The sequence below is a fragment of the Streptococcus sp. 22.1 genome (assembly GCF_016648645.1).
Taxonomy (GTDB): domain Bacteria; phylum Bacillota; class Bacilli; order Lactobacillales; family Streptococcaceae; genus Streptococcus.
In genome coordinates this window covers 149,814-167,173 of sequence record NZ_JACLQK010000001.1, presented here as the reverse complement: position 1 = coordinate 167,173, position 17,360 = coordinate 149,814, and the positions used below count along the sequence as shown (strand labels likewise).

General features: G+C 38.7%; 22 protein-coding genes. 4 read left to right on the top strand and 18 right to left on the bottom strand.

Annotated features, from left to right (window positions below; all coding sequences use genetic code 11):
* Positions 1 to 107: 107 nt before the first annotated feature.
* Positions 108 to 626, bottom strand: coding sequence for an RDD family protein (locus H7U04_RS00650; protein ID WP_141760007.1), 519 nt, complete (start codon positions 624 to 626; stop codon positions 108 to 110).
* A complete protein-coding gene (locus H7U04_RS00645) occupies positions 592 to 735 on the bottom strand; it encodes a hypothetical protein (protein WP_176745608.1) in 144 nt (47 codons plus the stop codon). The genes H7U04_RS00650 and H7U04_RS00645 overlap by 35 nt, the downstream gene beginning before the upstream one ends.
* A gap of 111 nt (positions 736 to 846) precedes the next feature.
* On the opposite strand from H7U04_RS00645, the gene H7U04_RS00640 reads away from it, so the two are divergent.
* The 4 genes from H7U04_RS00640 to H7U04_RS00625 all read left to right on the top strand — a co-directional run bounded on the left by H7U04_RS00640 (position 847) and on the right by H7U04_RS00625 (position 4,461).
* On the top strand, positions 847 to 1,758 hold the full coding sequence (locus tag H7U04_RS00640; protein ID WP_201059224.1) for a helix-turn-helix domain-containing protein: 912 nt from the start codon (positions 847 to 849) through the stop codon (positions 1,756 to 1,758).
* An 85-nt stretch (positions 1,759 to 1,843) separates the two neighbouring features.
* Positions 1,844 to 2,680 carry an ABC transporter ATP-binding protein gene (locus tag H7U04_RS00635; RefSeq protein ID WP_201059223.1) on the top strand — a complete coding sequence of 279 codons (837 nt, stop codon included), beginning with the start codon at positions 1,844 to 1,846 and terminating at the stop codon, positions 2,678 to 2,680.
* Positions 2,673 to 3,392, top strand: coding sequence for an ABC transporter permease (locus H7U04_RS00630; RefSeq protein WP_201059222.1), 720 nt, complete (start codon positions 2,673 to 2,675; stop codon positions 3,390 to 3,392). The genes H7U04_RS00635 and H7U04_RS00630 overlap by 8 nt, the downstream gene beginning before the upstream one ends.
* A 157-nt stretch (positions 3,393 to 3,549) precedes the next feature.
* Positions 3,550 to 4,461: a helix-turn-helix domain-containing protein gene (locus H7U04_RS00625; protein WP_110981473.1), complete on the top strand. Its 912-nt coding sequence runs from the start codon at positions 3,550 to 3,552 to the stop codon at positions 4,459 to 4,461.
* A gap of 109 nt (positions 4,462 to 4,570) precedes the next feature.
* Here the strand turns inward: H7U04_RS00625 and H7U04_RS00620 are convergent, their stop codons facing one another.
* The 16 genes from H7U04_RS00620 to H7U04_RS00545 all read right to left on the bottom strand — a co-directional run bounded on the left by H7U04_RS00620 (position 4,571) and on the right by H7U04_RS00545 (position 17,322).
* Complete coding sequence (locus H7U04_RS00620; RefSeq protein ID WP_257056585.1) at positions 4,571 to 5,497, bottom strand: hypothetical protein; 927 nt, start codon at positions 5,495 to 5,497, stop codon at positions 4,571 to 4,573.
* A 332-nt stretch (positions 5,498 to 5,829) separates the two neighbouring features.
* A complete protein-coding gene (locus H7U04_RS00615; protein ID WP_073690234.1) occupies positions 5,830 to 6,291 on the bottom strand; it encodes a GNAT family N-acetyltransferase in 462 nt (153 codons plus the stop codon).
* A 38-nt stretch (positions 6,292 to 6,329) separates the two neighbouring features.
* Positions 6,330 to 7,115: an ABC transporter permease gene (locus H7U04_RS00610; RefSeq protein WP_073690233.1), complete on the bottom strand. Its 786-nt coding sequence runs from the start codon at positions 7,113 to 7,115 to the stop codon at positions 6,330 to 6,332.
* 1 nt (position 7,116) lies between these two features.
* Positions 7,117 to 7,935 carry an ABC transporter permease gene (locus H7U04_RS00605; protein WP_073690232.1) on the bottom strand — a complete coding sequence of 273 codons (819 nt, stop codon included), beginning with the start codon at positions 7,933 to 7,935 and terminating at the stop codon, positions 7,117 to 7,119.
* A gap of 1 nt (position 7,936) precedes the next feature.
* A complete protein-coding gene (locus tag H7U04_RS00600) occupies positions 7,937 to 8,929 on the bottom strand; it encodes an ATP-binding cassette domain-containing protein (RefSeq protein ID WP_201059221.1) in 993 nt (330 codons plus the stop codon).
* A gap of 369 nt (positions 8,930 to 9,298) precedes the next feature.
* Entirely contained in the window at positions 9,299 to 9,901 is a 603-nt protein-coding gene (locus tag H7U04_RS00595; RefSeq protein WP_201059220.1) for a response regulator transcription factor, read from the bottom strand.
* Entirely contained in the window at positions 9,898 to 10,992 is a 1,095-nt protein-coding gene (locus H7U04_RS00590) for a sensor histidine kinase (protein WP_201059219.1), read from the bottom strand. Before H7U04_RS00590 ends, H7U04_RS00595 begins: the two co-directional genes overlap by 4 nt.
* Complete coding sequence (locus tag H7U04_RS00585) at positions 10,985 to 11,722, bottom strand: ABC transporter permease (RefSeq protein WP_073690187.1); 738 nt, start codon at positions 11,720 to 11,722, stop codon at positions 10,985 to 10,987. The genes H7U04_RS00590 and H7U04_RS00585 overlap by 8 nt, the downstream gene beginning before the upstream one ends.
* A complete protein-coding gene (locus H7U04_RS00580; RefSeq protein ID WP_201059217.1) occupies positions 11,719 to 12,600 on the bottom strand; it encodes an ABC transporter ATP-binding protein in 882 nt (293 codons plus the stop codon). The genes H7U04_RS00585 and H7U04_RS00580 overlap by 4 nt, the downstream gene beginning before the upstream one ends.
* Positions 12,593 to 12,772: a hypothetical protein gene (locus H7U04_RS00575; RefSeq protein ID WP_117647979.1), complete on the bottom strand. Its 180-nt coding sequence runs from the start codon at positions 12,770 to 12,772 to the stop codon at positions 12,593 to 12,595. Before H7U04_RS00575 ends, H7U04_RS00580 begins: the two co-directional genes overlap by 8 nt.
* Positions 12,773 to 12,782: 10 nt before the next feature.
* A complete protein-coding gene (locus tag H7U04_RS00570) occupies positions 12,783 to 12,992 on the bottom strand; it encodes a hypothetical protein (protein ID WP_021143966.1) in 210 nt (69 codons plus the stop codon).
* A gap of 424 nt (positions 12,993 to 13,416) precedes the next feature.
* Positions 13,417 to 14,355 carry a bile acid:sodium symporter family protein gene (locus tag H7U04_RS00565; RefSeq protein WP_037602152.1) on the bottom strand — a complete coding sequence of 313 codons (939 nt, stop codon included), beginning with the start codon at positions 14,353 to 14,355 and terminating at the stop codon, positions 13,417 to 13,419.
* 142 nt (positions 14,356 to 14,497) lie between these two features.
* Entirely contained in the window at positions 14,498 to 14,947 is a 450-nt protein-coding gene (locus H7U04_RS00560) for a cytidine deaminase family protein (RefSeq protein ID WP_107373189.1), read from the bottom strand.
* Between the two features lie 10 nt (positions 14,948 to 14,957).
* Positions 14,958 to 15,695, bottom strand: coding sequence for an ABC transporter permease (locus H7U04_RS00555; RefSeq protein ID WP_002891235.1), 738 nt, complete (start codon positions 15,693 to 15,695; stop codon positions 14,958 to 14,960).
* Positions 15,692 to 16,573 carry an ABC transporter ATP-binding protein gene (locus tag H7U04_RS00550; RefSeq protein ID WP_201041696.1) on the bottom strand — a complete coding sequence of 294 codons (882 nt, stop codon included), beginning with the start codon at positions 16,571 to 16,573 and terminating at the stop codon, positions 15,692 to 15,694. The genes H7U04_RS00555 and H7U04_RS00550 overlap by 4 nt, the downstream gene beginning before the upstream one ends.
* A 71-nt stretch (positions 16,574 to 16,644) precedes the next feature.
* On the bottom strand, positions 16,645 to 17,322 hold the full coding sequence (locus tag H7U04_RS00545; RefSeq protein WP_155222633.1) for a hypothetical protein: 678 nt from the start codon (positions 17,320 to 17,322) through the stop codon (positions 16,645 to 16,647).
* Positions 17,323 to 17,360 lie beyond the last annotated feature (38 nt).

Sequence of the window (17,360 nt, the reverse complement as noted above, 5' to 3'; positions counted from 1 at the left end):
TTATTCTATTGTATATTATTTGCAGCAATAAAAAAAGGAGGTCATCAAAATGACTTCCTTGGTTTCGTTTCAATTTTTACTTATGGACCAAGTAAACAACCTGTATTTTAATCACCTTTTAGCTGTACTTGTGTATGTGCTAGCAGGTCTCCTAGATGTCTCCTATCTTTCCTAAAAAACGTCATTGCCAGTAACAAAACTGCGATTAGAGTCGCTGAAAACGAGAGGATAATGGATAACACATCAAAATCACTATAGAAGCCATGAATCGTGCCCATATGACCGAGTTGCCAAGGTAAAAATTTGATGACGTTTCTGATCAAGCTAGCCTGCACTGTTTTTTTCTGGTAGACCAGTTCAAGCCCTGCTTTTCCCTTCCCCAAGCTCCCATTTTTTGCATAATCCAAGAATGTGAAAAGGAGCGTGATTGGCAAAACAGAGGTGAAAAATACAAGCCACTGCGACTGAATTTCTGTAAACTCTGGGACGCCATTAAAAAAAATAATGTATATAAGCATAGAACCTAAAAACAGAAGACCTAAATAAGCTATAATAAAAAGATAATCGAATAGAAATTCAATCATTCTTTTTTTAAACGAAATAGGATTTGTTGCTAAGATCTTCATCGCCCTCTCCTCCTTTATCATCTCCCATTATAACATTTTTTAATATTCTAAATAATATTTGAGAGGAAAATTTGTAGGCTATTGAGCTCGCAAATTGAGATTGTTTCATAATTGTAAACTCCTGTAGGTTTTATTATACACTACTTCTATTATGGCTTTTGGACTTTATTTAGATTTTACGTTATAGTAGTATTAAAAATCTAAATCATAAGGGTAATGTATGTCTCAGGATATTAAAGTAGAAATTGGAAAAAGAATTCGTGAAGAACGTGAACGACAAGGGTTAACACGTGAGCAAGTTTGTTATGCTGAAGATGAATTAACTGTCAAACAGCTGATGAGGATTGAGCTCGGACGTTCATTGCCAACTATTGTAAAACTTCAATATATCAGTGATAAACTAAATGTTTCCCTGAATTATTTGTTGGGAGAAACTAATTTAGACATTCCTGAAGACTATTATCAGGCTAAATATAAACTCATGAAGTCTCCTGTCTATGGCGACCCCGAACGTATCAAGAAGAAGCTAAAAGATATTGAGGAACTCTACGACAACTATATTGAGATTCTACCAGAGGACGAGCTTTTTGCTATTGATATCATTGAAAGAACATTAAATTTCATAGCTGAAGGGGAGGGAGAAGACCTTGTTGAAATAGTATTTGAAGATTATTTAAATCAAGTATTGAAAAAAGAACAGTACACATTGAATGATCTTTTATTGATAAAATATTATTCTGTACAGTGCCAATCATCTTCATATGATGAATCTATGATTGAGAATTTTCGAAAAAATTTGATAAAACAAAGATTGCAAGGAGATGAATTAACCAATGTGGAACTATTGGGAGCATTATCAGCTATAGCTGGGATATATGTTATGCACCATGAATACGAACATATGAAGTCTCTCGTCGATAAGATGTATGAAATCATACATTCCATTATGCAACACTCATATCAGCCAGGTATAACAATGCTTGAAGCAAAATACTATCTCTTCTATGAGAACAATAAAGATAAAGCAACTGAACTTTACAAAATGGCTACCGTACTAGCCGAAGCCTTCGGTGACCAAGTCTTCATCAAAAATCTTAAAATGGAAATGAAAAAAGACTTAAATACGAAATAACAAATCTAAGTGACATAAATGTCCTTTTGATTCGTTATTTTTTTGTTTATACTCATTCATATAATCAAATAGGAGAAATCAAGATATGACAAACCTTATCGTAGCAAAACAGTTAAGCAAACAATTTCAAAAATATATAGCAATAGAAAATCTAAACTTCACAGTTGAAGAAGGTGAAATTCTAGGTTTCCTAGGGCCTTCAGGCTCTGGGAAAACGACAACAATTAATATCTTAACAGGTCAACTCACTCCTAGTCAGGGAGAAACTTATATTTTAGGCAAATCATCCCTTCAGTTAAAAGAAAAAGATTTGTCAAAGATTGGATTAATTACTGAAAATAGTGGCTTTTATGAAAAATTAACACTTCATGATAATCTTCTATTCTTCGCCAAACTCTACAATGTTTCACCAGATTATATTGACGATTTGATGAAACGTGTAGGTCTTTATGATCATCGTAAAACCTTGGCAGAAAAACTCTCTACAGGGATGAAACAACGGATGCTTCTAGTTAGGGCTATCATTAACAAGCCAAAAGTTCTCTTTCTTGATGAACCTACTTCTGGTCTAGATCCATCAACATCTCAAACCATTCACGCTCTTATTGAAGAACTAAAACAACAAGGAACAACCATTTTTCTGACGACACATGACATGCACGAGGCTACCATTTTATGCGATAAAATTGTACTTCTAAATAAAGGGAAGATTGTTGAGGAAGGAAAACCTGCTGAGCTTATTCAGAAATATAATGCAAATAAAATGGTAAAAGTGACCTACTGTTCAGGTCAAGAGAAAGTGATTCCCTTCTCTGAATTAAATCATATTACTGCAACTCAAGATATTCAAACCATCCATTCATGTGAACCAACTTTAGAAGACATCTTCATCCAACTTACAGGAGGAAAACTTAATGTTTAACCAATTGAAATCTTTACTATGGCTTAGAAAACGAGTTATCAAATCTAACAAAACCATTATCCTACAAATCCTCCTTCCTTTAGGATTTGCCTTTCTCTACAAATATATTTATGAGATTCAAGGTAGCCTAAACAATTCAATGAAAGTCAATCTATTAGGCCTGTGTTTAGCTTTATCTTTGAGTTTATCAGTTGGAAATCCAATCAGTACTATTGTTTCCGAAGAAAAAGAAAAAAATATTTTAAGAACTTTGTTTTTAAGTGGTGTTAACAGTACGAACTATATCCTTTCAGTTTTGTTTTACCCAGTGCTTATTAGCTTAGTTATGACGACTGCTATTCCGAGAATACTAGAACTGAATATTGAAACTCATTATGGTCCTTATCTTATTGTCTCATTTGGTACAGCTTTAGTAATGATGCTTATCAATCTTTTCATTGGCTTAATCAGCAAAACTCAAGTGTCTGCCCAAGTGATTAGTCTTCCAGTATCAATGATTAGTATGTTTATTCCAATGCTTTCAGGGATCAGTAAAGATTTCGATAATGTCGTGAAATATAGTTATATGGGACTTTTCACGAAATCTATAAGCCAGCTTGAAACCTTTAAGTGGCAGGATCAAGTTGCTAGCTCACTATCTCTGCTAGCCTGGTTGCTCCTCTTTACTGCACTGACCATTCTACAGTCTAAGAGATTACGAAAAATATCTTAATTCAAAACCATAACCATCTAAACTGAGTGTTAGATGGTTATTTTGTTTATTCCCCCTCTTTTGCTCTAACTAGAAACACAGTCAGCTTCCTAGAGTCTTTTCATTCACATGATTTTAAGGTATATTATTATATAATTAAAACTCAAGGGGAATACAGATGTCTGATGATATTAAAATCGAGATTGGAAAAAGAATTCGTGAAGAACGTGAACGAATAGGTTTAACACGTGAGCAAGTTTGTGACACCGAAGAAGAATTAACCGTCAAACAGCTGATGAGAATTGAGCTCGGTCGCTCATTACCAACTATTGTCAAACTGCAGTATATCAGTGATAAATTAGGAGTTTCCCTCAACTATTTGCTAGGTGAAACAAAACTAGACATTCCTGAAGACTATTACAAGGCTAAATATAAACTCATGAAGTCTCCTGTCTATGGCGACCCCGAACGTATCAAGAAGAAGCTAAAAGATATTGAGGAACTCTATGACAACTATATTGACATTCTACCAGAAGAAGAACTCTTAACCATTGATATCATTGAAAGAACCCTGAATTTTATATCTGAAGAGAAGAAAGAGGATCTTGTCGAGATTGTATATGAAGACTATTTGAACCAGGTATTAAAAAAAGAAGAGTACACCTTGAATGACCTTCTGCTAATAAAATACTATACCTTTCAATGTCAAGTTGGTGACTATGATAAAGAAATTGTTGAAAGTTTTCGATGTAAATTAATTAATCAAGAATTACAAGGGGAAGAGCTAGTTAATGTTGATCTACTGGGGGCATTGTCAACTATAGGTGGAATCTATGTGATGCATCATGATTATAGAAATATGAAAACTATTGTCGATAAAATGCATACTATTATTGATAAGACGCTACAACATGCTTACAAACCCGCCGTACTCATTTTGGAAGCGAAATATTATTTATATTTTGAAAATGACCTAGACAAAGCAAGAGAAATCTATAATACGGCTCAGGTATTATCTCAAGCTTTCGGTGATGAAGTATTCATAAAAAACCTAAAAATGGAAATGGAAAAAGATTTAAACATAAAATAGAAAATATATCAGCAACATTTTAAACATGATTCATTCCAAATGTAATAACTACCAAAGAAGCATCTGAAGTTAAACTCAGATGCTTCTTTTATTATTTCAGTTTTTACTTTCAGCTGATATTATGCTTCTTCAAATACTTCTTCCCATACCAGTCTTCTACTGACTTGCCTTCCCAATCTCGGTATTCTTCAGGATATTTCCATTTGTAGTAGGCTTGCAACATATAGGGAAACATGAAATAAATTTCAAAGGCAGCAATTAGTATATTGAACACTAGGAATAAAAATAGAACGCTTAATCCTCCAACCAGACTATCTACATTTCTTATTGAATCCGAAAATATCGTACGAAAAATTATCCAGAGTGCTACAACTATTCCACCATACTTGACAATGAATCTAAATACTCTATTAAACACTCTATCGGTCGAACTCTCTATTTCAGTACCACCATATAATAAATTTAGTAATGAGGTAGACTTATCACGTATCATATAAATGATTGTGAAAAGAATTAGTCCTCCAAAAACAAACATTCCCACATAGCCAACAAGACCATAAAGTAAATTCATCAAGAAAAGATTAAGTTCAATTAGTAGCCATATTATAAAAGAAACCATAAAATGAAACTGACCTCTATAGATCAAAATGAACTGTTGGTTGAATCGCTTTCCTAATATAATCAGAAAAATCCATATTGCCAGCCCCGTCCAAAATACCCAGTATGGAAGAAAATTAATTTTGGACAAGCCTACTGTCAAATCTCTAGGATTAACATGATAAAATAAATGATTATTTAAAGCTACAATCAACCAATTAGGACCGATTATAAATAAGATCGTCAAAATCACTAACCAAACATACGACTTAAAGGTCCCTCTATATTTTTCTTTTTTTAGAGCATCCTGATAATTTTCCTGTGCAAATTTTCCTGAGACACTATCATCTAAAAGATTTAAACTCTCTTCAAAACTGGCCCTAAAGATTGATTTTTTCATTTTTACCTTATCAATAATTCCTTGTGTTTTTTTAGGCACTTCCAATTAATCTCTATTTCGATTGGTTAAATCATAAAGAGCGAGACAGACCTTTTTAGTTTTCTCAGCTAGTGTAGAGTCTGTGTTTAACTGAGCCTCTAGCTACTCTCTGGACAAATCAGGATCTATCAGCACGATTGAAAGAATGAGATAACTCTCAAAAAGTTCTTATATTTCTGCTTTAATTCCGTCTGACTGATTGCTTCTCTAGCATCCTTTATGACAGCATCAAAATCTCCTGACCTAGGCTTTACGAGTGCCTTGCTCTACCAACTGAGCTAAATTGGCTAACGCTTTTATAGTATAGCACTCTCAATTTTTTGTCAGGAAGTTTAAAAGATTTTCTTTATCAAAATCTGGCAAGGATTTTGGGGATCCCATAGTTGAGGAAAAATCTCTAATTTTTTAAAACCAACACTTCGATAAAAGACATTTGTTCGGTCATAATCTTTATTTGAACCTTCTGCCACTGTTTTTACCTGTAGGTAGTCCACTTGTTTGACTGCTTCTCTTTCTATAGTCGTAATTAATTCCCTTCCAATTCCTTGACCTTGATAAGCTTTTTTTACGCCGAGACAATCAATCTCTGCACACTCTTCACTAGAATAGGACAAGCTTACAAAGCCAAGCAAATTACTCTCCTGAAAGGCGGCCCACACTTGCAGGTCCTTGGCTCCTTCGATGTAGGCTTGCGTGCTTTCTGGTATTCCAAACCATTCTGGCAAATCTTTTAAAACCTCATCAACAACTGCCATTTTTTGATCTTCATCCTTGACTTCTTCAATTGTAAACATCATAAGTTCCTTTCTTGATTTTAGTCTTACTTTCCCCCTTACGAGCCAGCACTTTCGTAGGCATCCAAGCCCCTATCCCAGAGTTTGAGGGAAATGAAAAAGAAGACAAGGGAAATCAGAATCAAACCACCGATATTAAAGAGCCCATTCTTACCCTGCAAGAAATAACTGGCAGGATAGTAGGCCGTAAAGGCGAAAGGAACGATAAAGCTAATTAACCAACGAAGGAGCGAATTGTAAATAGAAATAGGATACTTGGCAAAATCATTAAACATATAGAAAATGTAAATCATGGCACCTGACTGCTTGGTCCAAAAAGCGATGCTGGCTGTCGCGATTTTTAAAGAAGTGTAAATCAAGGTCGCAAAAGGAATACAAACTAGGAAAAGCAGGAATTTTGGAAGAGTCCAAGAGATGCTAGTTACTGTTGTTCCTAATAGGATGCCACCGACCAAAAGTTCACCCAAGGCATCAATCTGAAAGGTCTCAACGAGGATGTGAAAGAGAGGATTGATAGGACGAGTCAGATACTTGTCAAACTCCCCTTTTCGAACTAGCCGTTGACCTAAAGCCCAGAGATTGTCAAAAAAGAGATGATCTAATCCCTTTGGAATTAAGGAAAAGCCATAGATAAAGGCAATCTCTTGAAAGGTCCAACCTTCTAGCGAGGGGATGTGTTGAAATATGACATTGAGAAACAAGAGGTTTAGGCCTTGAGTCAGAAAGACTCCCAAGACACCAACCACAAAATCCACCTTGTATTCCATGATTTGCTTGATGTATTGTCTGATAAAAATCAGATGCATGCGTTGATATTTTTTCATACTAACCTCCCTGAATGGTGATAAATGACTGGACTCGTTTCCAAATCAACTGAGACAAGCCCACCATCACTATAAGCCAGAAAAGCTGAAGCAAAAGTGCTTGAAGAATCTGACTGGCATCGTATTTCCCAATAATGATCATAACCGGAGTGTAAATTAAGGATGAAAATGGCAATAAGGAGAGAATATCTGAAACCACCTTTGGAAAAAACGTCAAGGGAATCAAACTGCCAGACATAAAGGCCACTATGGAAGTCTTGAGTAGATTGGAACCCCATAAATTTTTAAACACAAAGGCTGAAAAACCAAAACAGATATTAAAGAAAAAGTTAATCAGATAAGCCAGAGTTAAGCTAAAGAGATAAAGGACAGTTAATCCCAGCACTTCTACAATCCCTTGCCCAAATAAGACTTTCATCAAAACAATGACACTTAAAAATGGAAGGCCAACTGAGATAAAAATCAACCACTTGGATCCAAGTTCCGTAAAGAGGTAAGAAGCTGCAAAATGCACTGGTCTCAGCAAGCGCATGATAATGGAGCCATCCTTGACCTCCTCCCCAATCATAAAGGAGCTATCAGACCTGGTCAAAAGATTGGTCACAAAACTCATGATGATGTAGAGAGTGATATCTGCCATACTGAAGCCCTGAATCAAAGGCTCCCGGGAGGAGTCAAAGACTGCCTTCCAGAGATAAAAGGCCACAAAAGCCCCCATGACATCACCAATCCGATAGAGAATAAAGTTGACTCGATAGGTAATCAACTCCTGAATCCCTGCATTGATAAAGGGTTTATACCGTCTCCACAATTTGACCATCTTAGAGCTCCTTTCGATAGAAGCGACGGATAATATCTTCAATATCCGTATCTACCATCTTCAAATCACGGACTTCAAAATTAGATAAGGTTTGCTTGATAATATCGGCCGACTGGTAGCGGGAACTATCGAATTCAATATTGAGAGTATTTCCTTGTCTATCGATGGTCATATCAGGCAAGCCTTCATAATGAGAGACGAGATGACTTTGACCTTGCATCAGATCGAAGGAAAGAGTCTTCATCTTGCCAAAGGTCTCCTTGAGCTGGCTAACCGTTCCATCAAAAATCTCTTGCCCCTTGTCTATCATAAAAATCCGGTCACAAAGTTGCTCAATGTCACTCAGATCGTGAGTGGTCAAGAGAATAGTTGTTTCTTCCTCTTGATTGATTTGAGTAATAGCCCGGCGAATGTTATCCTTGACCGACACATCCAAACCAATGGTCGGCTCATCTAAAAAGAGAACCTTAGGATTGTGAAGTAAGGAAGCCGCAATATCCGCCCGCATCCGTTGACCTAGTGAAAGAGTCCGCACAGGATCCTTGATAAATTCCTTCAAATCCAAAACTTCATTCAAAAAGTCCATGCGCTTATGGAAAAGCGAGTCCGGTACATCATAGATCTCTTTCAAAACCGTGTAGGTCTCTTGCAGAGCCAAATCCCACCATAGCTGGGTGCGTTGTCCGAAAACGACTCCAATATCCTTGACATAATCCTGGCGATTATCCTGCGGAATCTTGCCGTTAATCCGACAATAGCCAGATGTCGGCTTTAAAATTCCTGTCAGCATTTTAATGGTGGTCGACTTCCCAGCACCATTTGCCCCGATAAAACCTAGAATCTGCCCCTTGGGCACTTCAAAGGTCAAATCCTTGACCGCTTCAAAGGTCTGCTTTTCAGGATGAATAAAGGAACGCAAAGCCCCCTTCAACCCCGGTTCCTTGACTGTCTTCACAAAATTTTTCTGAAGATGTTTCACTTCTATCATTGCCATATCTATCTCCTACAGTAAAAAATCAACAAACCGTGTCCTCTAAACACAAAAAGCCAATTTCTCATCTCCTAAAATCTGCCTTCTTTATCACAGCAGAAGACCTTAGTATTACTCTATTATAAAGCAGTTAAAAAAGGAAACCAAGTGTTATTCTCTCAAAAGAGAAAATAGTTTTGATACTTGAAAAAATCAAAACCACCCGTCTAATTCACTAAACAAAATGACACAATTCAATAATTCATCAAAGCCTCTACATATTCCTGTAGAGGCTCATTTCAACTTCTCTCATTCTTGCTTGTGAAAGTTTAGATAGATTATAAGGCATAAAAAAAGCCACCATATGGTGACTTCATTCTTATCTATTTCTCCTCACCCTAGCCAGTCTTTTTCTTTGGCAATGCGGACGGCTTCTGTTCGGTTGCCTGCATCGAGTTTAGTCAGGATGGCTGTCATGTAATTTCGGACAGTTCCATTTGAAAGAAAGAGGCTTTCAGCGATTTCTTGGTTGGTTGAACCTTGGGCAACCATGGCCAAGACTTCTTGTTCACGTTGACTGAGTGGATTATTGTCAAAGGCGACACCTTCGACAAGCTCTGGTGAGTACTCCTTTTGACCTGCTAGGACGGTATGGATGGTCGCCATGAGGTCACTGATGGAACGTTCTTTGAGCACGTAAGCATCCACGTGGGCTGCGAGGGCTCGTTTAAAATAGCCTTTTCGTTTGAAGGTGGTCACAATAACAACCTTCGTTTCACTTTGATTGGCACGGATCCACTCTAGGACATCAAGTCCTGTCTTGATTGGCATTTCAATGTCTAAAATGGCTACGTCGACCTCTTCTTTTTCCAAGAGAGTAATGGCTTCTTGGCCATCACTGGCCGCATGAACCTCTTCGACATCATCCTCCAGCATGAGGAGTTGGCAGAGGGCATCCCTCAACATTGACTGGTCTTCGGCGACTAATAATTTCATGCTTTTCCTCCCTCTTTCAAATGCACACGAATGGTTGTTGGATGCGATTGAGATAGAATTTCCAAGTCTCCATCTACCAAACTGAGGCGCTCTCTGATACTGTGTAGCTCTTGTCCTGTGACTTCCTCAAAGCCACAACCATCATCCTCAAACTCTAAAACAATCCCATAATGACGACTTAGACGAATCTGACAGCTATCAGCCTGGCTATGTTTGATGACATTATTGGCCAGTTCACGAAGCACCATGGACAAGGTCGACTGGCTAACAGGTGACAGGCTGTCTAAGTCAAGGCTACTATCCACGGCCAAGACGATATCTGATAGGTCAAAGAGTCGCTCGAGTTCCAGTAACTCCTCCGCCACCGTTCGGTACTTGAGCTTATTGACAATCTCACGTACCTCGTACATAGAGTCTCGGCTAATCTGGTTCAATTCTTCCAGATTCTTTCTAGCAGCTTCATACTGCTCCTTGTCCATCTGTTTCAGAGCCAACTCGGTTTTAAGACTCATCATGGCAAAGGTATGTCCTAAGGTATCGTGCAAATCACGACCGATACGATTGCGTTCATTTTCAGCGGACAGGATATTGATGGTACGATTCTTCTCCGCAAGGGCTTCTTCCATCTTTCTCTCCTGACGCATACGGTTTTGAAAATAGTACATTCCCAACGAAAAGAGGGGAATAATCATAGACATGAGGTGGGTGCTCAAATCGTCTGTCAATAGGAAGGATGATGACGTCAAAATCAAGAGTGTCGCTAGAAAGGATAAGAATCGATAAGATGATATGCTATCCTCAAAGCGCCAAACGAGAAGATTGACGTTAAAAAAAACAAACCACATCATGCCTCCCTGGAAGGTCATGGACATGAGGATAATGTAAGCTAGAGTGTAAAACCACAGAAAGGGAATCCACTTGCTATAGGCTTTTTTCAAATACACCATAAGGAGATAAGCAATGGTAAACAGTCCTGTCAAAACTAGGGTCCAAACTGGAAAATACCCACCAAAAACTCCCAATACTGGGAAGACTAGGAAAATCAGACTAACAAAATAAGCGAAATCATTTTTCTGGTAAGTTCTAAACATGGTCACTTTCTCTGTAAGATTTGATAAAAAGGGCTAAGCCTGTAGCTATTGTAGCATAGACCAAGATAAAAATGAGTGATTTCCATGAAAATTCCCCTTTTTTCGCAAAATTGACCACCAATTGATTGATATGATAGATGGGTGTCCACTCAGAAATGTGCTGAACCCATTTTGGAAACATGGTAACTGGCATCCAAGAACCACCAATAATAGCTAGACCAAGAAAGACGATATTTCCGACGATAGCCATGATTTGTTGAGACTTAATTTGGGCTAGGAGTAAGCCAAAGGATAGGAAGACTAGACTTGACAAGAGTAAAAGAGCACCTGAACCGAGCCAATGTGAGAATGGCATCTTAACATCACGCACAAAAGCTCCTACACAAAAAGTTACGATGATAGCAACCATAAAGTTCATAAGAACTCGGAAGATTTTAGAGAGGTAGTAGGCCTGAATACTGATTTTTGAATGTTCGATGTAGGTTAACCAGTGCTCCGTTTGATCCTCTCTAAGCATGTAGGGAAAGGTAAAGAAACCAAAGCTGGACATAGAGAATCCTGTCATGGTCAACATATAGGACAATATAAAGGCTTTTTGTGACTCTGGGTCAGGACTCATTTCCATTCCTGAATACAAGAGGAAAAATCCGACGGGCATTCCGATAGACATGATAAAGACGGGCCAACTGCGCCATGTTTTTATCCATTCGATTTTAAGTAGTGCTTTCATGACTTGTCCTCCCTTGTGCTATCAAATAAGCTATCTAAAAGTGTTTTGTTTTGAATTTCAATGTCAGAAATGCGACAGCCATGAGCTTGTAAACTACTCCATACACTTTCAACATCTTTAGTCATAAAGGTTACAACATCACGTTTTTCAGTCACATCATAAATGGCTGCCAGTTTGTCAAGACTTGGCGCAAAGCGACTTGGTAAGGTGACTTGTTTTTCCTTTTCTTCGCTACGCATGGCATGTGGCGTAGTATCCCTAATGAGTTTCCCCTGATGAAGGACCAAAATGCGATCAGCTGTGTGCTCGACTTCTTCGATATAGTGGGACGAATAAAGAATAGTCACACCTGACTTTTTCAGATCATTGATGATTTCCCAGAAACGTTGGCGTGTCGTAGTGTCCATCCCTGCTGTCGGCTCATCCAAAAAGAGAATGTCAGGCTTGCCAATTAGACAGAGGACAAAGGCAAGAAGACGTTTTTGTCCCCCTGAGAGTTTGTCCGCAAACTGCTGATACTGATCGTCTTTGAATTGTAAGAGTGCTTGAATCTCTACTTTAGATAATCCATTCTCAGAAATATCTTGGAAAAATGTAATCAATTCTTTGACTTTCAATTGCGAGGGAATGGTATTTTCTTGGAGAAGGACCGCAATTTGATCTTGTGCTTTTCCACTTTTACCCTTGATAAAGACTTGACCGCTACTGGCTTTCTTATCACCAAGAATACAGGACATCAAGGTCGTTTTACCAGCACCATTGGGACCAATTAAAGCAAGACAATCGCCTTTTCCCACCTCAAAGCTAATATGGTCTAAAATCGTTTTTCCTTTGATTTTTTTGACAAGATTTGTGACTTGAAGGATTGCTTCACTCATGTTTGTGATTTCCTTTCTTTTGGTAGAAGGCTAGAAAAACATAACAAGCTGCAACAGATACGCCCATAACACTATAGAGAATATCACTGCTGCCATGAAGTAGGACATAAGCAAAGAGGATGGTCCAAATTGCTGCTAGAAGCATGATGCTTAGTATTTTCAATAGTTTCATGCTGGGCCTCCTAGTTTTTTAAATCATTTATGACAAGGTCGATAAAACTTTTAGCCATAGTGATGAGAATGTAGGCTGAGATAGACAAGCCAATAATCATGCCCAAATTTGAGAAGATAGCTTCAAAATTGCCTTTTTCAAAGATGTCAGTAAACATGCTAAGTCCAGCAAAGACAGTTCCGATGACAGCGTAGATAAGGTAAGATGTTTTGATTTTCATGAGATGACCTCTTTCGTTTTTTATTATTTCTAAGTTATGACTAAAGTATATCTTTTTGGTCATTCTCTTTTTAGCACCAGATGTCATGACATGACATGACATTTGTCATGTGACGTAAAAAAGCCGACCCAAGGTCAGCTTCAAGAGGTAAATAAACGTTTTCAAATACGCCATGAACTATGAAGGCCTGCATATAATGACATCACATTCTTTTTGAGAACAAAGTGAGTAGACTTTCCGCTGTGATAAAAACCCCTGAAGAACTTTAACTTCAGGGGTTCGGAAGTTTCGAGACCTTATACTCTAAGCTTAGGTATGGAACTTCCTTGACATTCGCTGACGTCCATCATCACCTAAGGACAGTCTCAGAAAAGATTATTTATCAAAAAATAAAAGCCAACCCAAGGTCAGCTTTTCATTTATCTTAATGACTATTTTTTGAATGGTTCTTCCACCATGATGAAAGGATAGAACCTGAGATATTATGCCAAATACTGAAGATAGTTGATGGGATGGCAGCTTGTGGCACGAAATATTTCATGGCAAGGGTTGCTCCAAGACTTGAGTCTTGCATCCCCACTTCGAAAGTAATAGCTTTTTGTTGTGGTTCTTCCAAACCAAGGATTTTTGAAAATCCAAAACCAAGGGCATAACCACAAAGGTTATGAAGCATAACAACTGGGATAACAAGGGCTGTCGCTGCTGTGAAAATATTGGCATGGTTGGCAGAAACAACTGCTCCAACAATCAAGAGGATGGCAGCTTGTGAAATCAAAGGCATAATCTTGATGATGGCATCGATTTTCTTACCAAAGATTGAGTGAACGAGCACACCCAAGATAATAGGGACAACCACGATACGCAAGGTACTTAGGAAGAGGCTTTGGGCAGGGACACTCACGTACTGACCAGCCAAGAATGACAAGAGGGTTGGAATCATGAGTGGTGCCAAGAGAGTTGAGAGGGTTTCAATAGAGACATCCAAGGCGACATCCCCACCTGAAAGGAAGGCCATGACACTCGATGAAGTCCCACTTGGACAAGAGCCAACAAGGATAACCCCTGCTGCTGTCGCACCTTTCAGATGGAAAATCATACAAAGCAACCAAGCCAAACCAGGCATGATGACATAGTGAGCTACAGTCCCAAGAACAACGGGAATTGGACGCTTAGCAATACGTTTAAAATCTTCAGTTGTCAAGGTAAGCCCCATACCAAAAAGAATCAAACCAAGCAGATAAGCCGTATTGGGAATGACCCAACTACTAGTTGCAGGAAGGGCGTAGTTAAAGGCCGCCCAGAGGATAACAGCTACAGTAAACCATTTGCTGAGCCATTTACTAAAAGATACAAGTGACTCCATAATGAAACCTTCTTTCTATTTTCACGATATAGTATAGCACTTTCATTTTGAATTTCAAGGTAAATTTCGAATTTTCTGAAATTATTTTCAAAAAATAAACCCTCACACTTAACATGCGAGGATTTTGTGATTTCTATAAACTTTAAGCCTTGTCTTGCGACTTTTGTTCAAATTGTTGAGCCCGTTCTTCTCCCCACCACAGTGGCAATAATTCTCCCAAAGTGACGGTCTGACGTGTTTCGTAGTCAACCATGAACTCTAAATGACGATTGTCGGGATGCAGTTCCATTAAAAATTCTCGACAAGCTCCACAAGGCATGCCAGATGGTCCACCATGAGGTGGCTGGTCACGAAAGGCGATAATACGCTTGACCTTAGTCTGACCAGTTTCTTGATACATATTGAAAAGGGCAGCCCTTTCGGCACATAGATGGAAAACACCACACGTCCCTTCCATACAAAAGCCTGTGAAAATTTGCCCATCTTCAGCCTCAACGGCAGCCACAACGTGCCTAGCATAGACAAAGTCTGAGACTTCCTGTGGCTGATACAAAGCTTTTGCCTCTTCATACATCTTCTGCCAAGCATCCATTATTTCTCCTTTAACCTCGATCACTTTCTCTTTGCGACTTGATAAAGAGTGCAAGCCCTGTTGCTACTACAGTATAAGCCAAAATAAACAAAAGTGATTTCCATGAAAATGTCCCATCCTTTGCAAAATTAACAACTAACTCATTGACATGATAGACAGGCGTCCACTCAGAAATGCTCTGAACCCACTTTGGAAACATGGAAATAGGCATCCATGAACCACCCACAATAGCCAAGCCAAGGTAGGTGATATTTGCAACCACAGACATGATTTGTTGGGATTTAATCTGAGCGATAAGCAAGCCAAAGGCCAAAAAGACCAAGCTTGATAGAAGTAAGAGGGCACCTGAACCTAGCCAACCTGACAAAGGCAACTCAACATCTCGAACAAAGGCTCCCACACAAAAAGTCACAATGATAGCCACCATAAAATTCAGCAAAACACGAAAGATCTTAGATAGATAATAAGCCGAAATGCTGATTTTAGAATGCTCGATATAGGTCAACCAGTGCTCTGTTTGGTCCTCTTGCAACATATAAGGGAAGGTAAATAAACCAAAGCTAGACATGGAAAAGCCAGTCATGGTCAACATATAAGACAGCAAAAAATCTTTTTGAGCCTCAGGATTAGGTGTTGAGACAATACTTGAAAAAAGGAGGAAAAAGCCAACAGGCATCCCGATTCCCATGATAAAGACTGGCCAGCTTCGCCACGTTTTTATCCATTCAATTTTTAGTAATGCTTTCATGCCTTGTCCTCCCTTGTTGAATCAAATAGGCTATCCAAGAGTGTTTTATTTTGGATTTCAATATCAGAAATTCCACAGCCTGATTTTTCGAGTCTTTGCCATACCTTTTCGATATCTTTGGTCATGAAGCTAATGACATCCCGCTTCTCAGTAATCTCATATATATCTTCCAAGCCATGAACAATGTTAACAAAGCTACTTGGCAAAGTGACCTGCTTCTCTTTCTCTTCATGTCGCATAGCGTATGGTGTGGTATCTCTGATAAGTTTCCCTTGATGGAGGACTAAGATACGGTCAGCTGTGTGTTCCACTTCTTCGATATAGTGAGAGGAATAGAGAATGGTTACACCTGATTTTTTCAAGTCATTGACAATCTCCCAGAAACGCTGACGAGTCGAGGTATCCATACCCGCTGTCGGTTCATCCAAGAAGAGGATTTTAGGTTTATCAATCAAACAAAGGACAAAAGCCAGAAGACGTCTTTGCCCACCAGAGAGTTTGTCCGCAAACTGCTGATACTGGTCTTCCTTGAATTGTAGGAGTTCCTGAACCTCTTGATTGGTCAAGGGATTATCAGAAATAGATTGGAAGAAGGCAATTAGCTCTTCCACTTTCAAACTATTTGGAATGGTATTTTCCTGAAGGAGAACCGCAATTTTATTTTTTGCCTTACCTGCTTTACCATCAATGAGGACCTGACCATTACTCGGTTTTTTATCACCAAGAATACAGGACATCAAGACAGTCTTACCTGCCCCATTAGGTCCAATCAAGGCCACACAATCGCCCTTGTTTATCTCAAAACTAATCTTCTCTAAAATGGTCTTTCCCTTGATGCGTTTTCCAAGGGATGTGACTTGAATAACCGTTTCATTCATACCTGTGATTTCCTTTCTTTTGTATAGGAGCCATGCTAATTGACGATAGAGCTGATATCATCGGACTTCCCTTAATACTCCACTTCCAACTCCGTACAGAAGAGACTTCCGCTCAGATGAAGCCTAGTTTCAACTTGCTCGATATCAGATTCAAAACGATCCACCTTCACAGATGACAGAGGATGTGAAATTTCAGTGGCATCCATGACACAGTCGTGAGGAAGTCGGATATGAACTTCACCAAACTTAGCATCAAGATGAACAGCTACCTGATCTGACGCAAAGCTGGCCTGACTCAAATCCAACCAAAGCTCACCAAAAGCTAGATTCATATCAATCGTTTCGACTTCTTGAGAATAGATACGATACCTATCCTCAGCCATATAGGTCTTAACAGAAATATGAGGTCCCTCTTGGTCGTTCTTATTAACCTTATAATCTTTAGTGAGCCCTTTCTTTGGACTACGACCATAAAAAAGCTCTAAAGCCAAGCCAATTAGAAAGATACCGCTAAAGAGATTCCACTGTGCAAAATCGAGGTTTAACAAGTCATGAACATAGGGTGATAAGAAGGCCAAACCAAGAAAAATGAGGAGCGGTCGCCTATTCAAGATACCAAAACAAAAGAAGGCCACGAAGAAAACCAGATTATAATTGACCATGATCCAAAAATCTGGAATAAAGGCACTAGCGATAAAACAAGCTGCTAGTAAAAGCAACAAGATGGCCCGAGCATTAAACCGTTTCATAAGGAGACTCCTTTCTAGTAAATGATTGCAAATTTCCA